The 16,135-nt window shown below is 68.6% G+C and carries 16 protein-coding genes and 1 riboswitch; of the genes, 4 read left to right on the top strand and 12 right to left on the bottom strand.

Annotated elements, in window-relative coordinates; translation table 11 throughout:
• Window positions 1-6 precede the first annotated feature (6 nt).
• A complete protein-coding gene (locus ACSHZY_RS06805) occupies window positions 7-1,332 on the top strand; it encodes a cytochrome c (protein WP_435167238.1) in 1,326 nt (441 codons plus the stop codon).
• Between the two features lie 32 nt (window positions 1,333-1,364).
• Here the strand turns inward: ACSHZY_RS06805 and ACSHZY_RS06810 are convergent, their stop codons facing one another.
• From ACSHZY_RS06810 to thiD, 9 genes are read right to left on the bottom strand one after another with little or no spacing between them, the layout of a single operon-like run.
• Window positions 1,365-2,081, bottom strand: coding sequence for an ABC transporter permease (locus ACSHZY_RS06810; RefSeq protein WP_435167862.1), 717 nt, complete (start codon window positions 2,079-2,081; stop codon window positions 1,365-1,367).
• Window positions 2,081-2,734: a thiaminase II gene (gene tenA, locus ACSHZY_RS06815; RefSeq protein WP_435167241.1), complete on the bottom strand. Its 654-nt coding sequence runs from the start codon at window positions 2,732-2,734 to the stop codon at window positions 2,081-2,083. Before tenA ends, ACSHZY_RS06810 begins: the two co-directional genes overlap by 1 nt.
• On the bottom strand, window positions 2,731-3,651 hold the full coding sequence (locus ACSHZY_RS06820) for an ABC transporter substrate-binding protein (RefSeq protein WP_435167244.1): 921 nt from the start codon (window positions 3,649-3,651) through the stop codon (window positions 2,731-2,733). The genes tenA and ACSHZY_RS06820 overlap by 4 nt, the downstream gene beginning before the upstream one ends.
• Entirely contained in the window at window positions 3,648-4,592 is a 945-nt protein-coding gene (locus ACSHZY_RS06825; protein WP_435167247.1) for a HesA/MoeB/ThiF family protein, read from the bottom strand. Before ACSHZY_RS06825 ends, ACSHZY_RS06820 begins: the two co-directional genes overlap by 4 nt.
• A complete protein-coding gene (locus ACSHZY_RS06830; protein ID WP_435167250.1) occupies window positions 4,577-5,158 on the bottom strand; it encodes a thiamine phosphate synthase in 582 nt (193 codons plus the stop codon). The genes ACSHZY_RS06825 and ACSHZY_RS06830 overlap by 16 nt, the downstream gene beginning before the upstream one ends.
• Window positions 5,155-5,916, bottom strand: a complete 762-nt coding sequence (locus tag ACSHZY_RS06835) for a thiazole synthase (RefSeq protein WP_435167253.1) — start codon at window positions 5,914-5,916, stop codon at window positions 5,155-5,157. The genes ACSHZY_RS06830 and ACSHZY_RS06835 overlap by 4 nt, the downstream gene beginning before the upstream one ends.
• Before the next feature lie 3 nt (window positions 5,917-5,919).
• The gene (thiS, locus tag ACSHZY_RS06840) at window positions 5,920-6,114 is read right to left on the bottom strand and encodes a sulfur carrier protein ThiS (RefSeq protein ID WP_435167255.1); all 195 of its coding nucleotides are present in this window, start codon (window positions 6,112-6,114) and stop codon (window positions 5,920-5,922) included.
• Window positions 6,098-7,045: an FAD-dependent oxidoreductase gene (locus ACSHZY_RS06845; RefSeq protein WP_435167258.1), complete on the bottom strand. Its 948-nt coding sequence runs from the start codon at window positions 7,043-7,045 to the stop codon at window positions 6,098-6,100. The genes thiS and ACSHZY_RS06845 overlap by 17 nt, the downstream gene beginning before the upstream one ends.
• Window positions 7,042-7,830: a bifunctional hydroxymethylpyrimidine kinase/phosphomethylpyrimidine kinase gene (gene thiD, locus ACSHZY_RS06850; RefSeq protein ID WP_435167261.1), complete on the bottom strand. Its 789-nt coding sequence runs from the start codon at window positions 7,828-7,830 to the stop codon at window positions 7,042-7,044. Before thiD ends, ACSHZY_RS06845 begins: the two co-directional genes overlap by 4 nt.
• 70 nt (window positions 7,831-7,900) lie before the next feature.
• A riboswitch (TPP riboswitch) is annotated at window positions 7,901-8,005 on the bottom strand.
• 246 nt (window positions 8,006-8,251) lie between these two features.
• Here thiD and ACSHZY_RS06855 point away from each other — a divergent pair.
• Genes ACSHZY_RS06855 through ACSHZY_RS06865 form a run of 3 tightly spaced genes read left to right on the top strand, consistent with a single transcriptional unit; the run spans window position 8,252 to window position 10,454 of the window.
• Window positions 8,252-9,169, top strand: coding sequence for a sulfurtransferase (locus ACSHZY_RS06855; protein ID WP_435167264.1), 918 nt, complete (start codon window positions 8,252-8,254; stop codon window positions 9,167-9,169).
• 8 nt (window positions 9,170-9,177) lie between these two features.
• Entirely contained in the window at window positions 9,178-10,293 is a 1,116-nt protein-coding gene (locus ACSHZY_RS06860; RefSeq protein WP_435167865.1) for a YeeE/YedE thiosulfate transporter family protein, read from the top strand.
• On the top strand, window positions 10,290-10,454 hold the full coding sequence (locus ACSHZY_RS06865; RefSeq protein ID WP_435167266.1) for a hypothetical protein: 165 nt from the start codon (window positions 10,290-10,292) through the stop codon (window positions 10,452-10,454). The genes ACSHZY_RS06860 and ACSHZY_RS06865 overlap by 4 nt, the downstream gene beginning before the upstream one ends.
• On the opposite strand, the gene ACSHZY_RS06870 is transcribed toward ACSHZY_RS06865, so the two are convergent.
• Genes ACSHZY_RS06870 through ACSHZY_RS06880 form a run of 3 tightly spaced genes read right to left on the bottom strand, consistent with a single transcriptional unit; the run spans window position 10,455 to window position 16,062 of the window.
• On the bottom strand, window positions 10,455-11,798 hold the full coding sequence (locus ACSHZY_RS06870; protein WP_435167269.1) for an efflux transporter outer membrane subunit: 1,344 nt from the start codon (window positions 11,796-11,798) through the stop codon (window positions 10,455-10,457).
• The gene (locus ACSHZY_RS06875) at window positions 11,795-14,902 is read right to left on the bottom strand and encodes a multidrug efflux RND transporter permease subunit (RefSeq protein ID WP_435167272.1); all 3,108 of its coding nucleotides are present in this window, start codon (window positions 14,900-14,902) and stop codon (window positions 11,795-11,797) included. The genes ACSHZY_RS06870 and ACSHZY_RS06875 overlap by 4 nt, the downstream gene beginning before the upstream one ends.
• Window positions 14,902-16,062 (bottom strand): efflux RND transporter periplasmic adaptor subunit, encoded by a 1,161-nt coding sequence (locus tag ACSHZY_RS06880; protein ID WP_435167275.1) that lies wholly within the window; start codon window positions 16,060-16,062, stop codon window positions 14,902-14,904. Before ACSHZY_RS06880 ends, ACSHZY_RS06875 begins: the two co-directional genes overlap by 1 nt.
• Between the last annotated feature and the right edge of the window lie 73 nt (window positions 16,063-16,135).

Consider the following 16,135-nt stretch of genomic DNA (forward strand, 5'->3'; position numbering starts at 1 on the left):
AGCCGCATGAAAACCTTTCTCCGCATCATCGGCGCGCTGATCGTTGTCTGCCTTGTGGCGCTGCTGGCCTTCATCTTCGTGCCCGTCCAGCGGACGGCCCCGACGGAAGAACTGGCGGCCGACTGGAAGCCGGAACCCGGTCAGGGCGAATACGTCATGTACGCCTCGGACTGCATGGCCTGCCACACGGCCGAGGGGGGCGAGCCCTTTGCCGGCGGCCGTTCCATCCTCAGCCCGATGGGCACGATCTGGGCCACCAACATCACGCCCGACAAGGAAACGGGCATCGGCAACTGGACGCTGGACGATTTTCGGGCCGCGCTTTACGACGGCCTGACGCCAGACGGGCGTCATCTCTATCCGGCGATGCCGTATGAGAACTACCGCAAGCTGACGGAAGAAGACGTGCGCGCGCTGTACGACTACTTCATGCACGAGGTTCCGGCGGTCAACAATCCGGTGGAGGCGACGGCGCTGTCCTTCCCCTTCAACATGCGCTTCGGCATCCGGGCCTGGAACTGGATCGCGCTCAGCGATCCCGCTGGGTCGGCCTATGAACAGTCCACCCCGCAGGAGCGCGGCCGCTACCTCGTGGAAAGCGCCGGCCATTGCGGCGCCTGCCACAGCCCGCGCAACGTCTTCATGGGCCAGGACGGCCTGACCGCCGACGACGCCAACTTCCTGAAGGGCGGCGAAGTCGACGGCTGGCTGGCCCCCGCGCTGATAGGCCCCGACTCCGCCGCCGCGAAATGGCCGGTGGGCGAGATCGCGACCTACCTTGCCACGGGCCGCAACAGCCATTCGACCGCCAACGGAGAGATGTCGATGGTCGTCGAACACTCGCTCCAGCACCTGACGGACGAAGACAACCTGGCCATCGCCGCCTTCCTCAAGGGCGAGGATGTGGGCGAGGCGAGCCTGCTGGGCACCGATCTGGCGCTGGAGGAGGCGGAGAACAACCATCCGACCACCACCATGCTGACCGAAGCCAAGGATCTGTCCGAAGGCGCGCGGCTCTATCTCGACAACTGCAACGCCTGCCACTTCGTCACCGGCAAGGGTGCGCCAGAGATCTTCCCGGAACTGGCTGGCAACTCCCTTGTCACGGCCGACCAGACGGGGCCGCTGATCGGGATCATCCTGCACGGCGCCGAGGTTCCCTCGACCGAGAAGCGCCCGATGCGTCTGGTCATGCAAGGCTATGCCGAGCGTCTGACGGACGAGGAGGTGGCCGAGGTCGCGAGCTTCCTGCGGACGGCCTGGGGCAACGACGCCCCCGCCGTCACGGCGGCGGATGTCGCCAAGGTGCGGGCGGCGGATACCGCCCACTGATCCGGAACGGGGCGGCGCAAGCCGCCCCTTTTTCATTGGCGCGCCAGCCGGTCCGCCATCCGCCCGATCCCGGCCCGGAACAAAAGCGACAGGGCCACGGTCACGAACAGCGCCGCGAAGACCAGATCCGTCTTCATCCGCCCGTTCGCCTGGATCATCATGGCGCCAAGGCCTAGCGATCCCCCCACCCATTCCCCGATGACGGCCCCCACCGGCGCATAGACCGCGGCGATCCGCAGCCCCGTGGCCAGGTGCGGGCGGGCGGACGGGATGCGGATCACCCGCAGCACCTGCCAAGGGGTGGCGCCCAGACTTCGCGTCAGTTCCATATGCACGGCGGCCGGGTTCAGCAGCCCGTCGGCGCAGGCGGCGGCCACGGGAAAGACAGTGATCAGCACCACCACGGCGATCTTCGGCGCCAGACCATAGCCGAACCACAAGGTCAGGATCGGAGCCAGCGCGAAGACCGGCACCGTCTGCGACAAGGTCAGGGCGGGCAGGATCGCGCGCCGCAGCACCGGTGCGACACAGGCCAGCGCCAGAACGACACCCAATGCCGTTCCAAGTGCGAAGCCGATCACCGTCTCGGCCCCTGTCACAAGAGCCGCCTGCGCCAAGGCCACGCGCGCCGACCACAGCGCCTGCGCCACCCGCAGCGGGTCCGGCAGCAAATAGGGGGGCAGGCCGGTCAGCGTCACCGCCCCCTGCCACAGCGCCACCGCGCCCGCCGCCAGCGCGGCCCCCCGGATCAGCGGGCGAGGGTCCAGAACTGCGCCTCCAACCGTGTGGCGGTGGCGAAGCGGCCCGAAATCTCGCGCCAGCGCGGCAGCGTTTCCGGGGCGTCGCCCAACCGGCGGGCGACGGCGCGGTCGATCAGCGCCGCCGTGTCATGACACAGCGCCTGATAACCGGCGCTGCCATAGGTGTCGATCCAGTCGGCATAGTCCGGCGCGTGCGGGGCGGCGGCCAGACGCGCCCCGATCTCTCCATACCCCAGAACGCAGGGCGCCAGCGCCGCCAGCAGGTCCAGAAGATCGCCCGAATACCCCGCCTCCAGCACATAGCGGGTGTAGGCGAGGTTTTCGGGCGCTTCCTCCAGCGCCGCAAGATCGATCCCGGCCTCGTGGCACAGCGTCACGTGCAGCGGCATTTCCTGATGCAGCAGCGCGTGGACGGTGGCGGAACAGGCCCGCATCTCCTCAAGATCCGAGGATTTGACGGTGGCCAGTGCCCAGGCCCGCGCGAAATGGATCAGGAACAGGTAATCCTGCGCCAGATAGGTCAGGAAGGCCTTGCGCGGCAGGGTCCCGTCCGCCAGCGCCCGCACGAAGGGCGCGTCCACGTAATCATCCCAAGCGGCCGCTTCGGCCCGCCACAGCGGGAATGTGCGCCCATAGCTCATGCGTTGGGATCCAGCGCCAGATCGGCCACGGGCAGGGGGGCGTCGATCAGGCCCGCGTCCTTCAGGAACGTCTCGAACCGGGCGTAGCGGCCGGTGTCCAGCGCGGCGGGGCTTTGCGACAGGCGGGGCAGGGTCAGGCGCCACGCCTCGCGATTCAGGGTGTCGTCCAGATCGGGATGGGCGGCGATGAAGGCCTGCCACGCCTCGTCCGGGTGGTTCACGGCGTACTGCGCGCCCTGTTCGACGGCGGCCAGGAAGCGCGACAGAAGCGCCGGATCGGCGTCGGGCCGCGCCAGATAGATAAGCTCGTCATAGGCGGGGATGCCGTTCTCCTCCACCGGAAGGCAGCGGCCTTCGGTTCCGGCTTCGGCCATCTGCGTCAACTCAAAATTGCGGTAGCCGCCCAGCGTCGCGTCCACCTGTCCCGACAGCAGCGAGGGCGTGAGCGACCAGTTGACGTTCACCATCTCCACATCCTCCAGCGTCAGGCCGGCGTGGCGCAGCATGGCGCCCATCATCGCCTCCTCGGTCCCCGGAACCGAATAGCCGATCTTGCCGCCCTTCAGGTCGGCGATGGATCGGATGGGCCCGTCGGCCTTCACCGTGATGCAGTTCAGCGGCGTCGCCACCAGCGTGCCTACCCGCCGCAGGGGCAGGCCTTCATGCACCTGAAGGTGCAGCTGCGGCTGATAGCCCACCGCGATGCCGGCCTGGCCCGAGGCGACCATCTTCGGCGGATCGGACGGATCGGCGGGGGGAACGATCGTCACCTCCAGCCCCTGATCGGCGAAGAAGCCCTGCGTTTCGGCCACCACGATCGGCGCATGGTCGGGGTTCACGAACCAGTCCAGCACCAGCGTCACCGGTTCGGCCCCGGCGGGGGTGGCCAGAAGGCCCAGAAGAAGGAAGCGTTTCATGCGGACTCTCCGGCGGCAAGAAGAACGATGTCGCCCGACCATCGGGCGGCAAGGGCGTCGGCGGCGCGCCAGGCGCGCAGGCCCGACCGGCAGGCGAAGACGGTGCGCTGGCCGGGGCCGGGCGTGACGGTGGCGGGCTGGCGCAGGGCGGCGGGGGCCACGGGGACGGGGGCTTCGTCTTCCCCCCGCAGTTCCACGATCAGGTCGGTGTCGCGCAGGTCGGTGCGGGCGATGAAGCGGTGGCCCGTCGCCTCCGGCGCCGTGTCGAACCGGAACGAGGACGGCCGCAGCCCGTCGAAGCGCAGCATCTGGCCCATGGGGGACGGGTCCAACCCCAGCAGCACCGCCAGCGCCATCTGCGCCTGCGCGGCACCTAAAAGGCCCACCATGGGCCCCAGCACCCCGGCGGTGGCGCAGGTGGCGCCGCTGTCGGGCAGGTCCGGAAACACCGCTCGCAAGGACGGCGCCCCTCCGCAAAACCCGCCCACATACCCCGCCATCTCCAGCACCGAGGCGGAGATCAGCGGAACCCCCGCCGCAAGGCAGGCGTCCGACAGGGTGTAGGAGGCGGCGAAGCTGTCGGCGCAATCCAGCACCACATCCGCCCCCGCCACCAGACCGGCGTTGGACGGGTCCAGCGACGCGACGACCGATTCGACCACGACCGATGGGTTCAGGATCGCCATCTCCGCCGCCGCCGCCTGCGCCTTCGGCGCGCCGATGTGGCGGCCATAGATCGGCTGGCGGTGCAGGTTCGTTTCCTCCACCACGTCCGGATCGATCAGGGTGATCCGGCCCACACCCGCGCCGACCAGATATTGCAGTGCCGGAACGCCAAGCCCGCCAGCGCCCACGATCAGGACATGGGCGGCCCGCAGACGGACCTCGCCCTCCACCCCCGTCACCATCGCCTGCCGCGCGTATCTTACACCATCAGCCATTCGCGCATCCTCGCCTCGGGGTCGGGATTCAGGGTGATGTCGGTCACGGCGCTGACGACATCGGCACCCGCGGCAAACGCCTCGCGCGCGCGGTCGGGGGTCAGGCCGCCGATGGCGATCAGGGCGATGTCGCCGATCTTCGCCTTCCATTCGGTCAGCTTTTCGGTGCCCTGCCGTTCCCACTTCATCTTCTTCAGGATGGTGGGCCAGACCGGGCCCAGCGCGATGTAGTCGGGTCGGCAGGCCAGCGCCCGGTCCAGTTCCGCCTCGTCATGGGTGGAGAGGCCAAGACGCAGGCCACCGGCCCGGATCGCGTCCAGATCGGCGATGTCCAGATCCTCCTGCCCCAGATGCACCCAGTCGCAGCCAAGGTCGAGCGCCTGTTGCCAATGGTCGTTCACCACGAGGATCGCACCGGCAGCGCGGCACAGGTCGCGGGCGCGCCGGATGTCGTCCGTCGGGTCGCGGTCCTTCACGCGCAGCTGCACCAGCTTCACGCCAAGGGGCAGGGCGCGGGCGATCCAGTCGGCGCTGTCGAAGATGGGATAGAAGCGGGGCAGGATCACAGGAACGCCCTCCCGATCAGGGGGGTGGAGGGGACGGCCATGTCCCGCGCCTCCATCGGGTCGGCGGCGTGGGCGGCGGCGCCCGCCTGGATCGCCAGCGCCATGGCGCGCGCCATTTGCGCCGGATCGCCTGCCTTTGCCACGGCGGTGTTCAGAAGGACCGCGTCAAAACCCAGCTCCATCGCCGCGGCCGCATGGCTGGGCAGGCCGATGCCCGCATCCACCACCAGCGGCACGTCCGGGAAATGCGCCCGCATGGCCCGCAAGCCGTAAGGGTTGTTCAGGCCCAGACCGGACCCGATGGGCGCGCCCCAAGGCATCAGAACCTCGCACCCCGCCTGAACCAGATGCTCGCACACGATCAGATCCTCGGTGCAGTAGGGGAAGACCTGAAAGCCGTCGGCGGTCAGAAGGCGCGCGGCCTCCACCAGCGCGAAGGGGTCGGGTTGAAGGCTGTCGGCATGGCCGATCACCTCCAGCTTGATCCAGGGGGTGTCGAACACCTCGCGCGCCATCTGCGCGGTGGTCACGGCCTCGCGCACCGTGTGGCAGCCGGCGGTGTTGGGCAAAACGCGCACGCCCAGATCGCGGATTAGCGCCCAGAAATCCTGCCCGCCGCCGGTTTCGCGGCGCAAGGACACGGTGGCGATGCCCGCGCCGGACGCGCGGAAGGCCTCCGCCAGAATGGCGGGGGACGGATAGCCCGCCGTGCCCAGCATCAGGGGGCTGTTGACGTCGGTTCCGTAGAAGCGTGGCATGGATCAGCCTCCCTGCATCGGGGCCAGCACTTCCAGCGCGGCCCCTTCGATCAATGGGGTGGTGGCGCGCAGGCCGGCGGGCACGAAGTCGCCGTTCAGCGCGGTGGCGAGCTTGCCGGTGAAGCCCGCCTCTTCCAGCGCTGCGGCGACGGTGGTGGCGGACACCTCGTGCAAGGTGCCGTTAATCGTGATCTTCATCCATGAACTCCGGTCGTTGGCCCGTGGTGACGTAGTCGGCCACCATCCGCGCCACGGCGGGCGCCAGAAGGAAACCGTGGCGATACAGGCCGTTGGCGTGGATCGTGTCGCCGATGCGGCGGATGCGGGGCAGGTTGTCGGGAAAGGCGGGGCGGGCCTCGGCGCCCAGTTCCAGAACCTCGGCCTCGGCAAAGGCGGGGTGGAGGGCATAGGCCGCCGACAGCATCTCCAGCACCGCGCGGGCGGTGACGGGGCCGCGGCGGTCGGATTCAACAGTCGTGGCCCCCAGCATGTAGACGCCGTCGCCGCGCGGCACGATGTAAAGCGGAATGCGCGGATGCAGCAGCCGGACCGGGCGCGAAAGGGTGACGTCCGGGCAGCGGATCACCAGCATCTCCCCCCGCACGCCGCGCAGGTCGGGCAGCCGGTCGCGCGCGGCCAGGCCCCGCGTGTCGATGAGGCGGCCCAGCGGTTCGGCCCCGAAGGCGACCCCCGCCGCCGAGAGGTTCGACGACAAGGTGGCCAAGGCGACACGGGGCGTCAGATGCGCTTCCTCCTCGAAGAACAGGCCGCGCGGAAAACGGTCAAGGTCGGGCTCCACCTCCTCCGGCACGATGTCCCGGTGGTGGGTGGTGCGGCGGGCAAAGCGGGCCAGTTCCGCCCGGTCGCGTGCGGGGCTGAGGACCAGCGTCCCATTTCGCGCCACCGGCACGCCCTGTGCCTCCCACCAGCCAGCGGCGCTCTGGCCGTGGCGGATCACCGGCTCCTCGGCGGCTTCCCCCTCGCAGAACGGGGCGAGCATGCCGCCCGCATACCACGAACACGCCTCCGGCCCCGCCGCGCGCCCGGCGATGCGGACGGGCACGCCGCGGGCGGTCAGTTCGGTGGCGATGGTCAGCCCCATGACGCCCGCGCCAAGGATGGTGATCATGCCCACACCTCGTGGAAATGGTGGACGGGGCCATGCCCTTGGCCGATGCCCAGACGGTCGGCGGCGGCGATGGCGCCCTGCAGCCAGCGATGCGCGCGGGAAACGGCCGCTTCCATGTCCATCCCCTGCGCCAGCCCCGCCGCAATGGCGGCGGACAGGGAACAGCCGGTGCCATGCGTGTTGCGTGTGGCGATGCGCGGCGCGGTCAGGCGCAGCACGCCATCCCCCACCAGAAGGTCGGTGCAGACGGGTCCTTCGGCATGGCCGCCCTTCATCAGCACCCAGCGGGGGCCAAGGGCGCGCAGGGCATGGGCCTGCTCCAGCATCTCCGCCTCGGACCGGGCCACGGTGGTGTTCAGCAGCCGCGCGGCTTCGGGCAGGTTCGGGGTCAGAAGGGTGGCGCGGGGCAGAAGGCCGGCGATCAGCGCCGCCACCGCCCGGTCGGGCAGCAGGGCCGCGCCCGATTTCGCGATCATCACCGGATCCAGCACCAGCGGCAGGTCGGGCAAGGCGGGGGCCAGCGCCTCGATCGCCTCCGGCCCGCCGACCATGCCGATCTTGATCGCAGCGATGTCGATGTCGTCCAGCACGGTGTGCAACTGGGCCAGGATCATCGCGGGACTGACCGTTTCCACGGCCGCGACCGTGCGGGTGTTCTGTGCCGTGATCGCGGTCAGGACGCTGGCGCCATAGACGCCCAGGGCCGAAAAGGCCTTCAGGTCGGCCTGGATGCCGGCCCCGCCGCCGCTGTCGGAACCGGCAATGGTCAGTGCGGCCTTGGTCATGCGTCTCCTCCGCGAAAGGGGCATGACGGATGGGGGCTGGCACATGACGGACCCGTCCCGGGGGGACGGCGTCGATGGTCCACTCGTTCCCTCCGCCGGCATGACCCGGATCAGGTTCGATGGGTCGATGCCAAGCACCTCTCAGCCCCGTGACGGGACACCCCAACAAGCGTTCGGATCAAAGCTATGCAGAAGGCGGACCCGCCGCAAGGCAAATTCGGAAAAGGGACATTCGCAGGTGAAATCCGCAAGCGGCGGAACATCTTTCCGCTTCCGGCGGGGAATCCTTCGGATCGTTCGGAATGGGGAAAGGCACCTGAAACGCCAGCCATCTCCCTCCGCACCGCCTTGATACGGCGGCACTTGCGATCCGGCGGCAAAGGGACGACATGAAGGACGACCCACCAGACGGGACATCCCCATGAAGACGTTTCTTCTTTCCGCCCTTGCCTTCACCGGCTGGGCCGCCGCCGCATCCGCTGCCCCCTTCGGCCCGCTTCTTGCGCCCGGAGAGGTGGCGGAGGCAGGACATCCCCTGATCCTCGACATCCGTGACGCGGGCTATGACAAGGGCCATATCCAGGGCGCGGTGCCCGCACCCTATGCGCTGTTCCGCGGCGCGGCCGACAATCCGGGCGAGCTCGTTCCCGAAGGCAAGCTGGAGGCCACCCTGCGGTCCCTGGGCGTGACGCTGGACCGCCCCGTTCTGGTGGTGCATCAAGGCAAGGACGAAAGCGACTTCGGCGCGGCGGCCCGGGTGTACTGGACGCTCAAATCCTCGGGCGTCAGCCAGCTGGCGATCCTGAACGGCGGCATGAACGCGTGGCGCGACGCTGGCCTTCCGGTGCAGACCGAGGCGGTGGCCCCGGAGCCGTCGGACGTGGACATCACCTTCTCGGACCAGTGGCTGGCGACGGAAGGGGAGGTCGACAAGGTGGTCGCCGGCGACAAGCCCGCCGCGCTGATCGATGCCCGCCCGCCCGCCTTCTTCGAAGGGCAGCAGTCGCACCCGGCGGCCGACCGTCCGGGCACACTGCCGGGTGCGGAAAACGTGCCGCATTCCGTCTGGTTCGACGGCACACCGCGCATGGGTGACGCGAACAGCGCCAAGACCGTCGCGGCCAAGCTGGGCCTGGATCAGCAGGCCGAGGTTGTGGCCTTCTGCAACACCGGCCACTGGGCGGCGACCGAATGGTTTGCCTTGTCCGAACTGGCGGGCCTTCCGAACGTGAAGCTCTATCCCGACTCCATCGTCGGCTACAGCCATGGCGAGGGGGAGATGGCGAACGTGCCCAGCGTGATGGACAACCTTCTGCGGCAGATCAAGGGCGGCAACTGATGACGGCGATGACGGCTGCCGCGCCTGTGGGCGTGGGTGCGAAACGGGGGCTTCTGGTTCTGGGTGCGCTGGGGGCCGTGGCGGCGGTGACGCTGGCCGGGGGCGTGCGCTACGGGCTGTTGCTGGCCATCGGCCTTGGCATCGGCTTTGTGCTGGAAGGGCTGCGCTTCGGCTTTGCCGGCCCGTGGCGCGCGATGATCCTGCGGAGGGAGCCTGCGGGCCTTCTGGCGCAGCTTCTGGCCATCGCCCTTGTGGCGATCGTGGCCTTTCCGATGCTGAGCACGCATGGCGCCGAACTTTCGGGCGCGCAGGCGCCCATCGGCTTTGCCATGGTGGGCGGGGCCTTCGTTTTCGGCGCGGCCATGCAGATCGTGCTGGGCTGCGGGTCGGGCACGCTGGTGAACGCGGGCAGCGGCAACCCCGTCAGCCTTCTGGCGCTGCCCTTCTTCTGCATCGGCAGCTTCTTCGGCGCGCTGAACCTTGTCTGGTGGACGGACCTTGGATCGTTGCCGATCCTGGTGCTGCACGGGACCTTCGGGCTGGCCGTCACGCTGGGGCTGCTGGCGCTGGTGGCGGTCGTGGCGCTGGCTGTCGCCGCGCCCGGCACCCGCCGCGTTCCGGCGCGGCTGATCGTGGCGGCGGCGCTGCTGGCGGCGCTGGCGCTGGCGAACCTCGCCGTGGCCGGGCAGCCCTGGGGCGTCGTCTACGGTCTGGGGCTGTGGGTGGCCAAGGGGGCAACGGCGCTGGGCGCGGACCTGTCGGGTTCCGCCTTCTGGTCGGCACCGGGCAACGCGGCCCGCGTGGGGCAAAGCGTGCTGACCGACATCACCTCGCTCACCAACTTCGGGATCATCGGCGGGGCGTTCCTGATCGCGGCGTGGAAGCGGGGCGGGCTGTCGCAGCCCTTGCCGAAGCTGCCGGCCCGCGCGTGGATCGCGACGGTGGTGGCGGGGCTGCTGCTCGGCTACTCCTCGCGCCTTGCCTTCGGCTGCAACGTGGGGGCGTTCTTCTCCGGCATCTCCACCGGCAGTCTGCACGGCTGGGCGTGGTTCGTGGCCGGTTTCGCGGGCAGCATGGTGGGCGTCCGCCTGCGCCCGCTTCTGGGGCTGGAGGGTCGGGCATGACGCGGCACCTGACGGCGGGCCTCGCACTGGCCTTCATTCTGGGCGTCGTGGCGCTGGACGCCACGGGCGCGCCGCCGAACCCTTATCACGCGCCGGCGGCGCTGGCCTTCGGGTCGGGGCTGCCGACCTCGGGCGGGTTCTGCGGCGCGATGCCGAAGTGATCAGGGGGCCGGATAGGCGCCGGCCCCCAGCGCGATCTGCAAGGTCGCCCAATCCACCGCCTGATCCCGCAGCGCCGAGGCGAGGCTGAGCCGCGCCGAGGCCAGCGACCGGTCCGTGTCCAGAAGGTCCAGCAGCGACAGGGCCCCGGCCTCGAAGTTCTGTTGTGACAGGTCCAGCGCCCGCTGGTAGGAATTCACCGACCGGTTCAGAAGCGCCACGCGCCGCCCGTCGCGGCGGAAGGTGCTGTTGGCCGATTGCACATCCTCCACCGCGTCCAAAACGGTCTGGCGCCACGCGATCTCGGACTGGCGCGCCTCGGACGCGGCTTCCTGTCGCGCCGCGCGCAGCTGCGGCTGGTTCAGGATCGCCTGCGCGATTGAAGGCCCGAAGCTCCAGTTGTTGTTGCCGCCTTCGGACACGGAGCCTGACAGCGTGACCGAGGGGTAAAGCTGCGCCGTGGCCACGCCGACCTGCGCCACGGCTTGCGCGAACTGCCGTTCGGCCTGCCGCACGTCGGGGCGGTTGCGCACCAGATCGGCCGGGATGCCGATGCCGACGGAATCGCGCGGATAGGGTTGGGGCGCACCCCGCTGCATCCGCGCCACCAAGGGCTGTGCGGGTTCGGCCAGAAGCGTGGCCACGGCATAGACGTTGGACAGGAAGTTCGCCTCCAGCCCCGGCAGATCGGCCTGCGCGCTGTCCAGAAGGGCCTGGACCTGAACCTCGTCCAGCTCCGTCGCGGCGCCCGAGGCGCGCTGGTTCTGCGTGATCTCCAGCGTGCGCTGGCGGCTGGCGATGGTCTTGCGCGTCAGTTCCAGCGCGTTCTGGTAATAGCGCGCGTCGATATAGGCCCCGAGGATGGAGGTCAGGTAGGCCAGCCGCGTCACGCCCACATCGGCCTCTGCCGCGCCCAGATTGGCCAGCGCCGCCTGACGGGCCCGGCGCACGCCGCCGAACAGGTCGATCACGAATTCGGCGTTCAGGGTGGTGCCGGACTGGGTGGTCACGGGCTGGATGTCGCTGCCGCTGCGGTCGCTGCTGAAGGTGGCGCTGCCGTTCACGGCGGCCGACAGGCCCGTCTGGCGCAGGGCCGCGTTCGCCGCCGCGATCCGCTCGTTCGAGGCCGCGAGGTTCAGGTTCTGCCCCAGCCCGCGCGCCACCAGATCGTTCAGCACCGGATCGCTGTAACCGGTCCACCAGCGCCGCGACGCCACTTCCCCGATCGGTCCCGCGCTGCCTTCGGCGAAGGTGGAGGTCATCTGGATCTGCGGCGCGATATAATCCGGGCCGACCGCGCAGCCCGCCGTGGACAGCATCAGCAGAACAAGAAGGGGGCGGGTCATTGCGGTTTTCCTTTGCGGGTCGAAATTCGGCGGATGCAGACAAAGAAGGCGGGCACGAGGAAGATGCCCAGCACGGTGGCCGAGGTCATGCCCCCCAGCACCCCGATGCCGATGGCGTTCTGCGCCCCGGCGCCGGCCCCGGTGGCGGTGGCCAGCGGCACCACGCCCAGAATGAACGCGAACGAGGTCATCAGGATCGGGCGCAGGCGCTGACGGGCGGCTTCCAGCGTCGCCTCCACCAGCCCCTTGCCCTGCTTTTGCAGGTCGACCGCGAATTCCACGATCAGGATGGCGTTCTTTGCCGCAAGCCCGATGGTCGTCAGCAGGCCCACCTTGAAGTAGACGTCGTTGGATTGCCCCATCAGCAGGGCCGCCCCCAACGCGCCCAGAACCCCCACCGGCACCGCCAGCATGACGGAGATCGGGATCGTCCAGCTTTCATACAGCGCGGCCAAGCACAGGAACACCACCAGCACGGAAATGGCGTACAGGAACGGCGCCTGCGACCCCGACAGCCGTTCCTGATACGAAAGCCCCGTCCAGGCGGAACCGTAGCCGCCGGGAAGTTCGGCCACCAGTTCCTCCATCCGGGTCATCGCCTCGCCGGACGACACGCCCGGCACCGGCGCGCCCTGGATCTGGATCGCGGAACTGCCGCCATAGCGGGACAGCGAGGCGGGCACCGTTTCCCAGCTGAGCGAGGCGAAGGACGGGAAGGGCACCATCTCTCCGTCCGCGTTGCGGGCGTGCCAGCGGTGCACGTCGTCGGGCTGCATGCGGAACGGGGCGTCGCCCTGCACGATCACGGGGCGAAGTTCGCTCCCCATCTCGAAGTCGTTGACGTTGCGCCCCGAGAAGATGACGCTGAGCATGGCGTTCACGTCCGTCAGCGTCAGCCCGTAGCTTTCGGCCTTCTGCGCGTCGATGTCGATGCGCATGGCGGTCTTGTCCTGATCCTCGTTCCCCTGAAGGTTGGTGACCTGGCCGTCGGCTTCGGCATTGGCGACCAGCGTGTTCGCGGCTTTGCGCAAGGCGGCCAGCCCCTGACCGGACTGGTCGATCAGGTACATGGAAAAGCCGGCGCTGTTGCCCATGCCCGGAATGGCCGGGGGTTGCATGACCTGAACGGTGCCGCCCCGCAGCGTCTTGCGGAAATGCGCGTTGGCGCGTTGCGAAACGGCCGCAGCCCCAAGATCGGCATTGCCGGCCCGAAGGTCGAACTCCTTCATCCTGACGAAGATCATGCCGCTGTTCTGCGAATTGCCGCCAAAGCCGAAGCCAAGGGCGGCGAAGGTGCTGGCGATGGCGTCGCCTTCCTCGTTCAGCAGGTAGTCCTCGGCGGTTTTCATGATGGCGTTGGTCTGGGCGCTGGTCGATCCGTCGGGCAGGCGCACGCGCACCATCAGCGATCCCTGATCCTCTTGCGGAAGGAAGGAGGACGGGATGTTCGTGAACATGACCCAGATCAGGCCCACCACCGCCACCAGCCCCGCCAGCGCAAGGAAGGGACGGCGCAGAAGGCGGCGGTTGATGCCGACATAGCCGTGGGTGAAGCGGTCGAAGTTGCGGTTGAACCAGCGGGCGGGGGCGATCCCCTCGCCATGCTTGCGCGGCTTCAGAAGGGTGGCGCACAAGGCGGGCGTCAGGATCAGCGCCACCAGCACCGACAGCACCATGGCCGAGATGATGGTGATGGAGAACTGGCGGTAGATGATGCCCGTGGACCCGCCGAAGAAGGCCATCGGCAGGAACACCACCGACAGGATCAGGCCGATGCCCACCAGCGCGCTGGTGATCTGGCCCATGGATTTCTCTGTCGCCTCCACCGGGCCAAGGCCATCCTCCTCCATCACGCGTTCGACGTTTTCCACGACCACGATGGCGTCGTCGACCAGAAGGCCGATGGCCAGCACCATCGCGAACATGGTCAGCGTGTTGATGGAATAGCCCAGCACCGACAGCACGCCGAAGGTGCCCAGAAGCACCACCGGCACGGCCAGCGTCGGGATCAGCGTGGCGCGCCAGTTCTGCAGGAAGACGAACATCACGATGAAGACCAGCACGATGGCTTCGATCAGCGTGTGTTCGACCTTTTCGATCGACAGTTCCACGAAGGGGGAGGTGTCGTAGGCATAGGCGATCTCCACGCCCTCGGGGAAGGCGTTGGCCAGACCTTCCAGCGTGGCGCGAACGGCGGCGGCGGTTTCCACCGCGTTCGCGCCCGTTTGCAGGTTCACCCCGAAGCCCGCCGCGTTCGACCCGCTGAAGCGGCTGTCGCGGCCGTATTCCTCTTGCCCGATCTCTACCCGCGCCACGTCGCCCAGACGGACGGCGGCGCCATCCTCGCCGGTCTTCAGCAGGATGTTGCGGAATTCGTCCACCGTGGTCAGCTGGCTTTGGGCCGTGATCTCGGCGGTGAACTGCTGGCCGTCGTTCACGGGCTGGTCGCCCAGCGACCCGACCGTGACGGTGCTGTTCTGCGCCGACACGGCACTGGTCACGTCGGCCGGCGTCAGCTGGTATTGCACCAGCCGGTCGGGATCCAGCCAGACCCGCATCGCATAGCCCGACCCGAAGACGTTGATCCCCGACACGCCGGGCGTCCGCTGCACGGGGCCTTCGACGGTTTCTTCCAGCATGTCGGCCAGTTGCAGCGCGTTGTAGGTGTTGTCCCGCGACACCAGCGCGCCCACCATCAGGATCGAAGTGGTGGACTGGCGCACCGTCACGCCATCGTCCTGCACCACGTCGGGCAGCTGGCTGGTGACGCGTTGCAGCTGGTTCTGCACGTCCACCTGCGCGTCGTCGCCGTCCACGCTGTCATCGAAGACCATCGTGACCGACGAACTCCCCCGCGAGGAGGAGGAGGTCATGTAGAGAAGCCCGTCAAGGCCGGTCATCGCATCCTCGATCACCGTGGTGACGGAGTTCTGCACGGCTTCGGCCGAGGCGCCGGTGTAGCTGGCCGAGATGCGGACCGTGGGCGGCGACACCTCGGGGTATTGCGAGATGGGCAGGGTGGTGATGCCCAGAACGCCGAACAGCATCGTGACGATGGCCAGGACCCAGGCGAAGACGGGACGGTGGATGAAGAAGCGGGCCATCAGTTCGCCGCGGCTTCGATGATGCCACCGGCGCCGACCTGCACCGGAACCGGCGTGATCGTGGCGCCCGCGCTGACGGCTTCCAGATTGTCGACAATGACCTGCGGCGCATCGTCCAGCCCCTGCGTCACGATCCAGGCGTTGTCGCTACTGCCCACGGGGACGACGTTGGCCTGCGCGGCCTTGCCTTCGGCGTCCACCGTCCACACGCTGATCGTGCCGTCGGGTTCCAGCGTGGCGGCCAGCTGCGGGATCAGGAAGGCATCCGCCGTTCCCAGCGTGACCGAGGCGCGGACGAACATGCCGGGCAGGATCAGCCGGTCGGGATTGTCGAATTCCACCCGGATGCGGATCGTGCCGGTCGTGGTGGACACGGTGGAGGAAATGGCGATCACGGTGCCCGTGCCGTCATACACCTCCCCATTCTCCAGCCGGATGGAGATGTGAAGCTGGTCGCCCGGGTCCATGTCGCCATTGGCGATGCGGGTGCGCGCCTGAAGCATCTGGGAACTGGCGGCCGAAAGGTCCACGTAGATCGGGTTCAGCGCCGTCACGGTGGTCAACCCCTCGGTCTGCCCCGAGGTGACAAGATCGCCGACGGAGGCTTCGGGAATGCCCGCCACCCCGTCGATCGGACTGGTGATGGTGGTGCGTTCAAGGTTGATCTGCGCGGTGTCCACCGCCGCCTCGGCCCGGCTGACGGCAGCCTGGTCCTGCAGCAATTGGGCGCGGGCCGTGTCCAGATCGGCCTGCGTGACTCCGGTGCCGACCAGTCCTTCATAGCGTTTCACAGTGGCTTGCGCGGCGGGCAGGGCGGCCTGCGCACTTTCCAGATCCGCGCGGGCCGAATCCAGTTCGGCCTGATAGCTGCGGGGGTCGATCCGGAACAAGGGCGCGCCCATCTTTACTTCGCCCCCCGGCTGATAAAGGATGTCGGTGACGATTCCGTCCACCAGCGGACGGATTTCCGCTTCGCTTCGGGCTGCGGCCTGGCCGGTCAGCGGAACGGTAACGGGGACTGCCTCACGATGAAGGGTGACCACACCCGCCTGAAGCGCGGCCGGCGCGGCGGGCCCTTGGGCGACCGCCGGAAAGGCCGCAATGTTCAGAACGCCGGCCAGCGCCAGGATGCCTGCGCGGATGCGTGGGTATGCGGTCATGTTTCACGTTCCCAAATGATGGTCCCTCCCAGAACCATACGATTGTTACAGATTTTTCTGTCGTCGCGCAGGG

The sequence above is a fragment of the Falsirhodobacter sp. 1013 genome (assembly GCF_051195255.1).
GTDB lineage: Bacteria > Pseudomonadota > Alphaproteobacteria > Rhodobacterales > Rhodobacteraceae > Falsirhodobacter.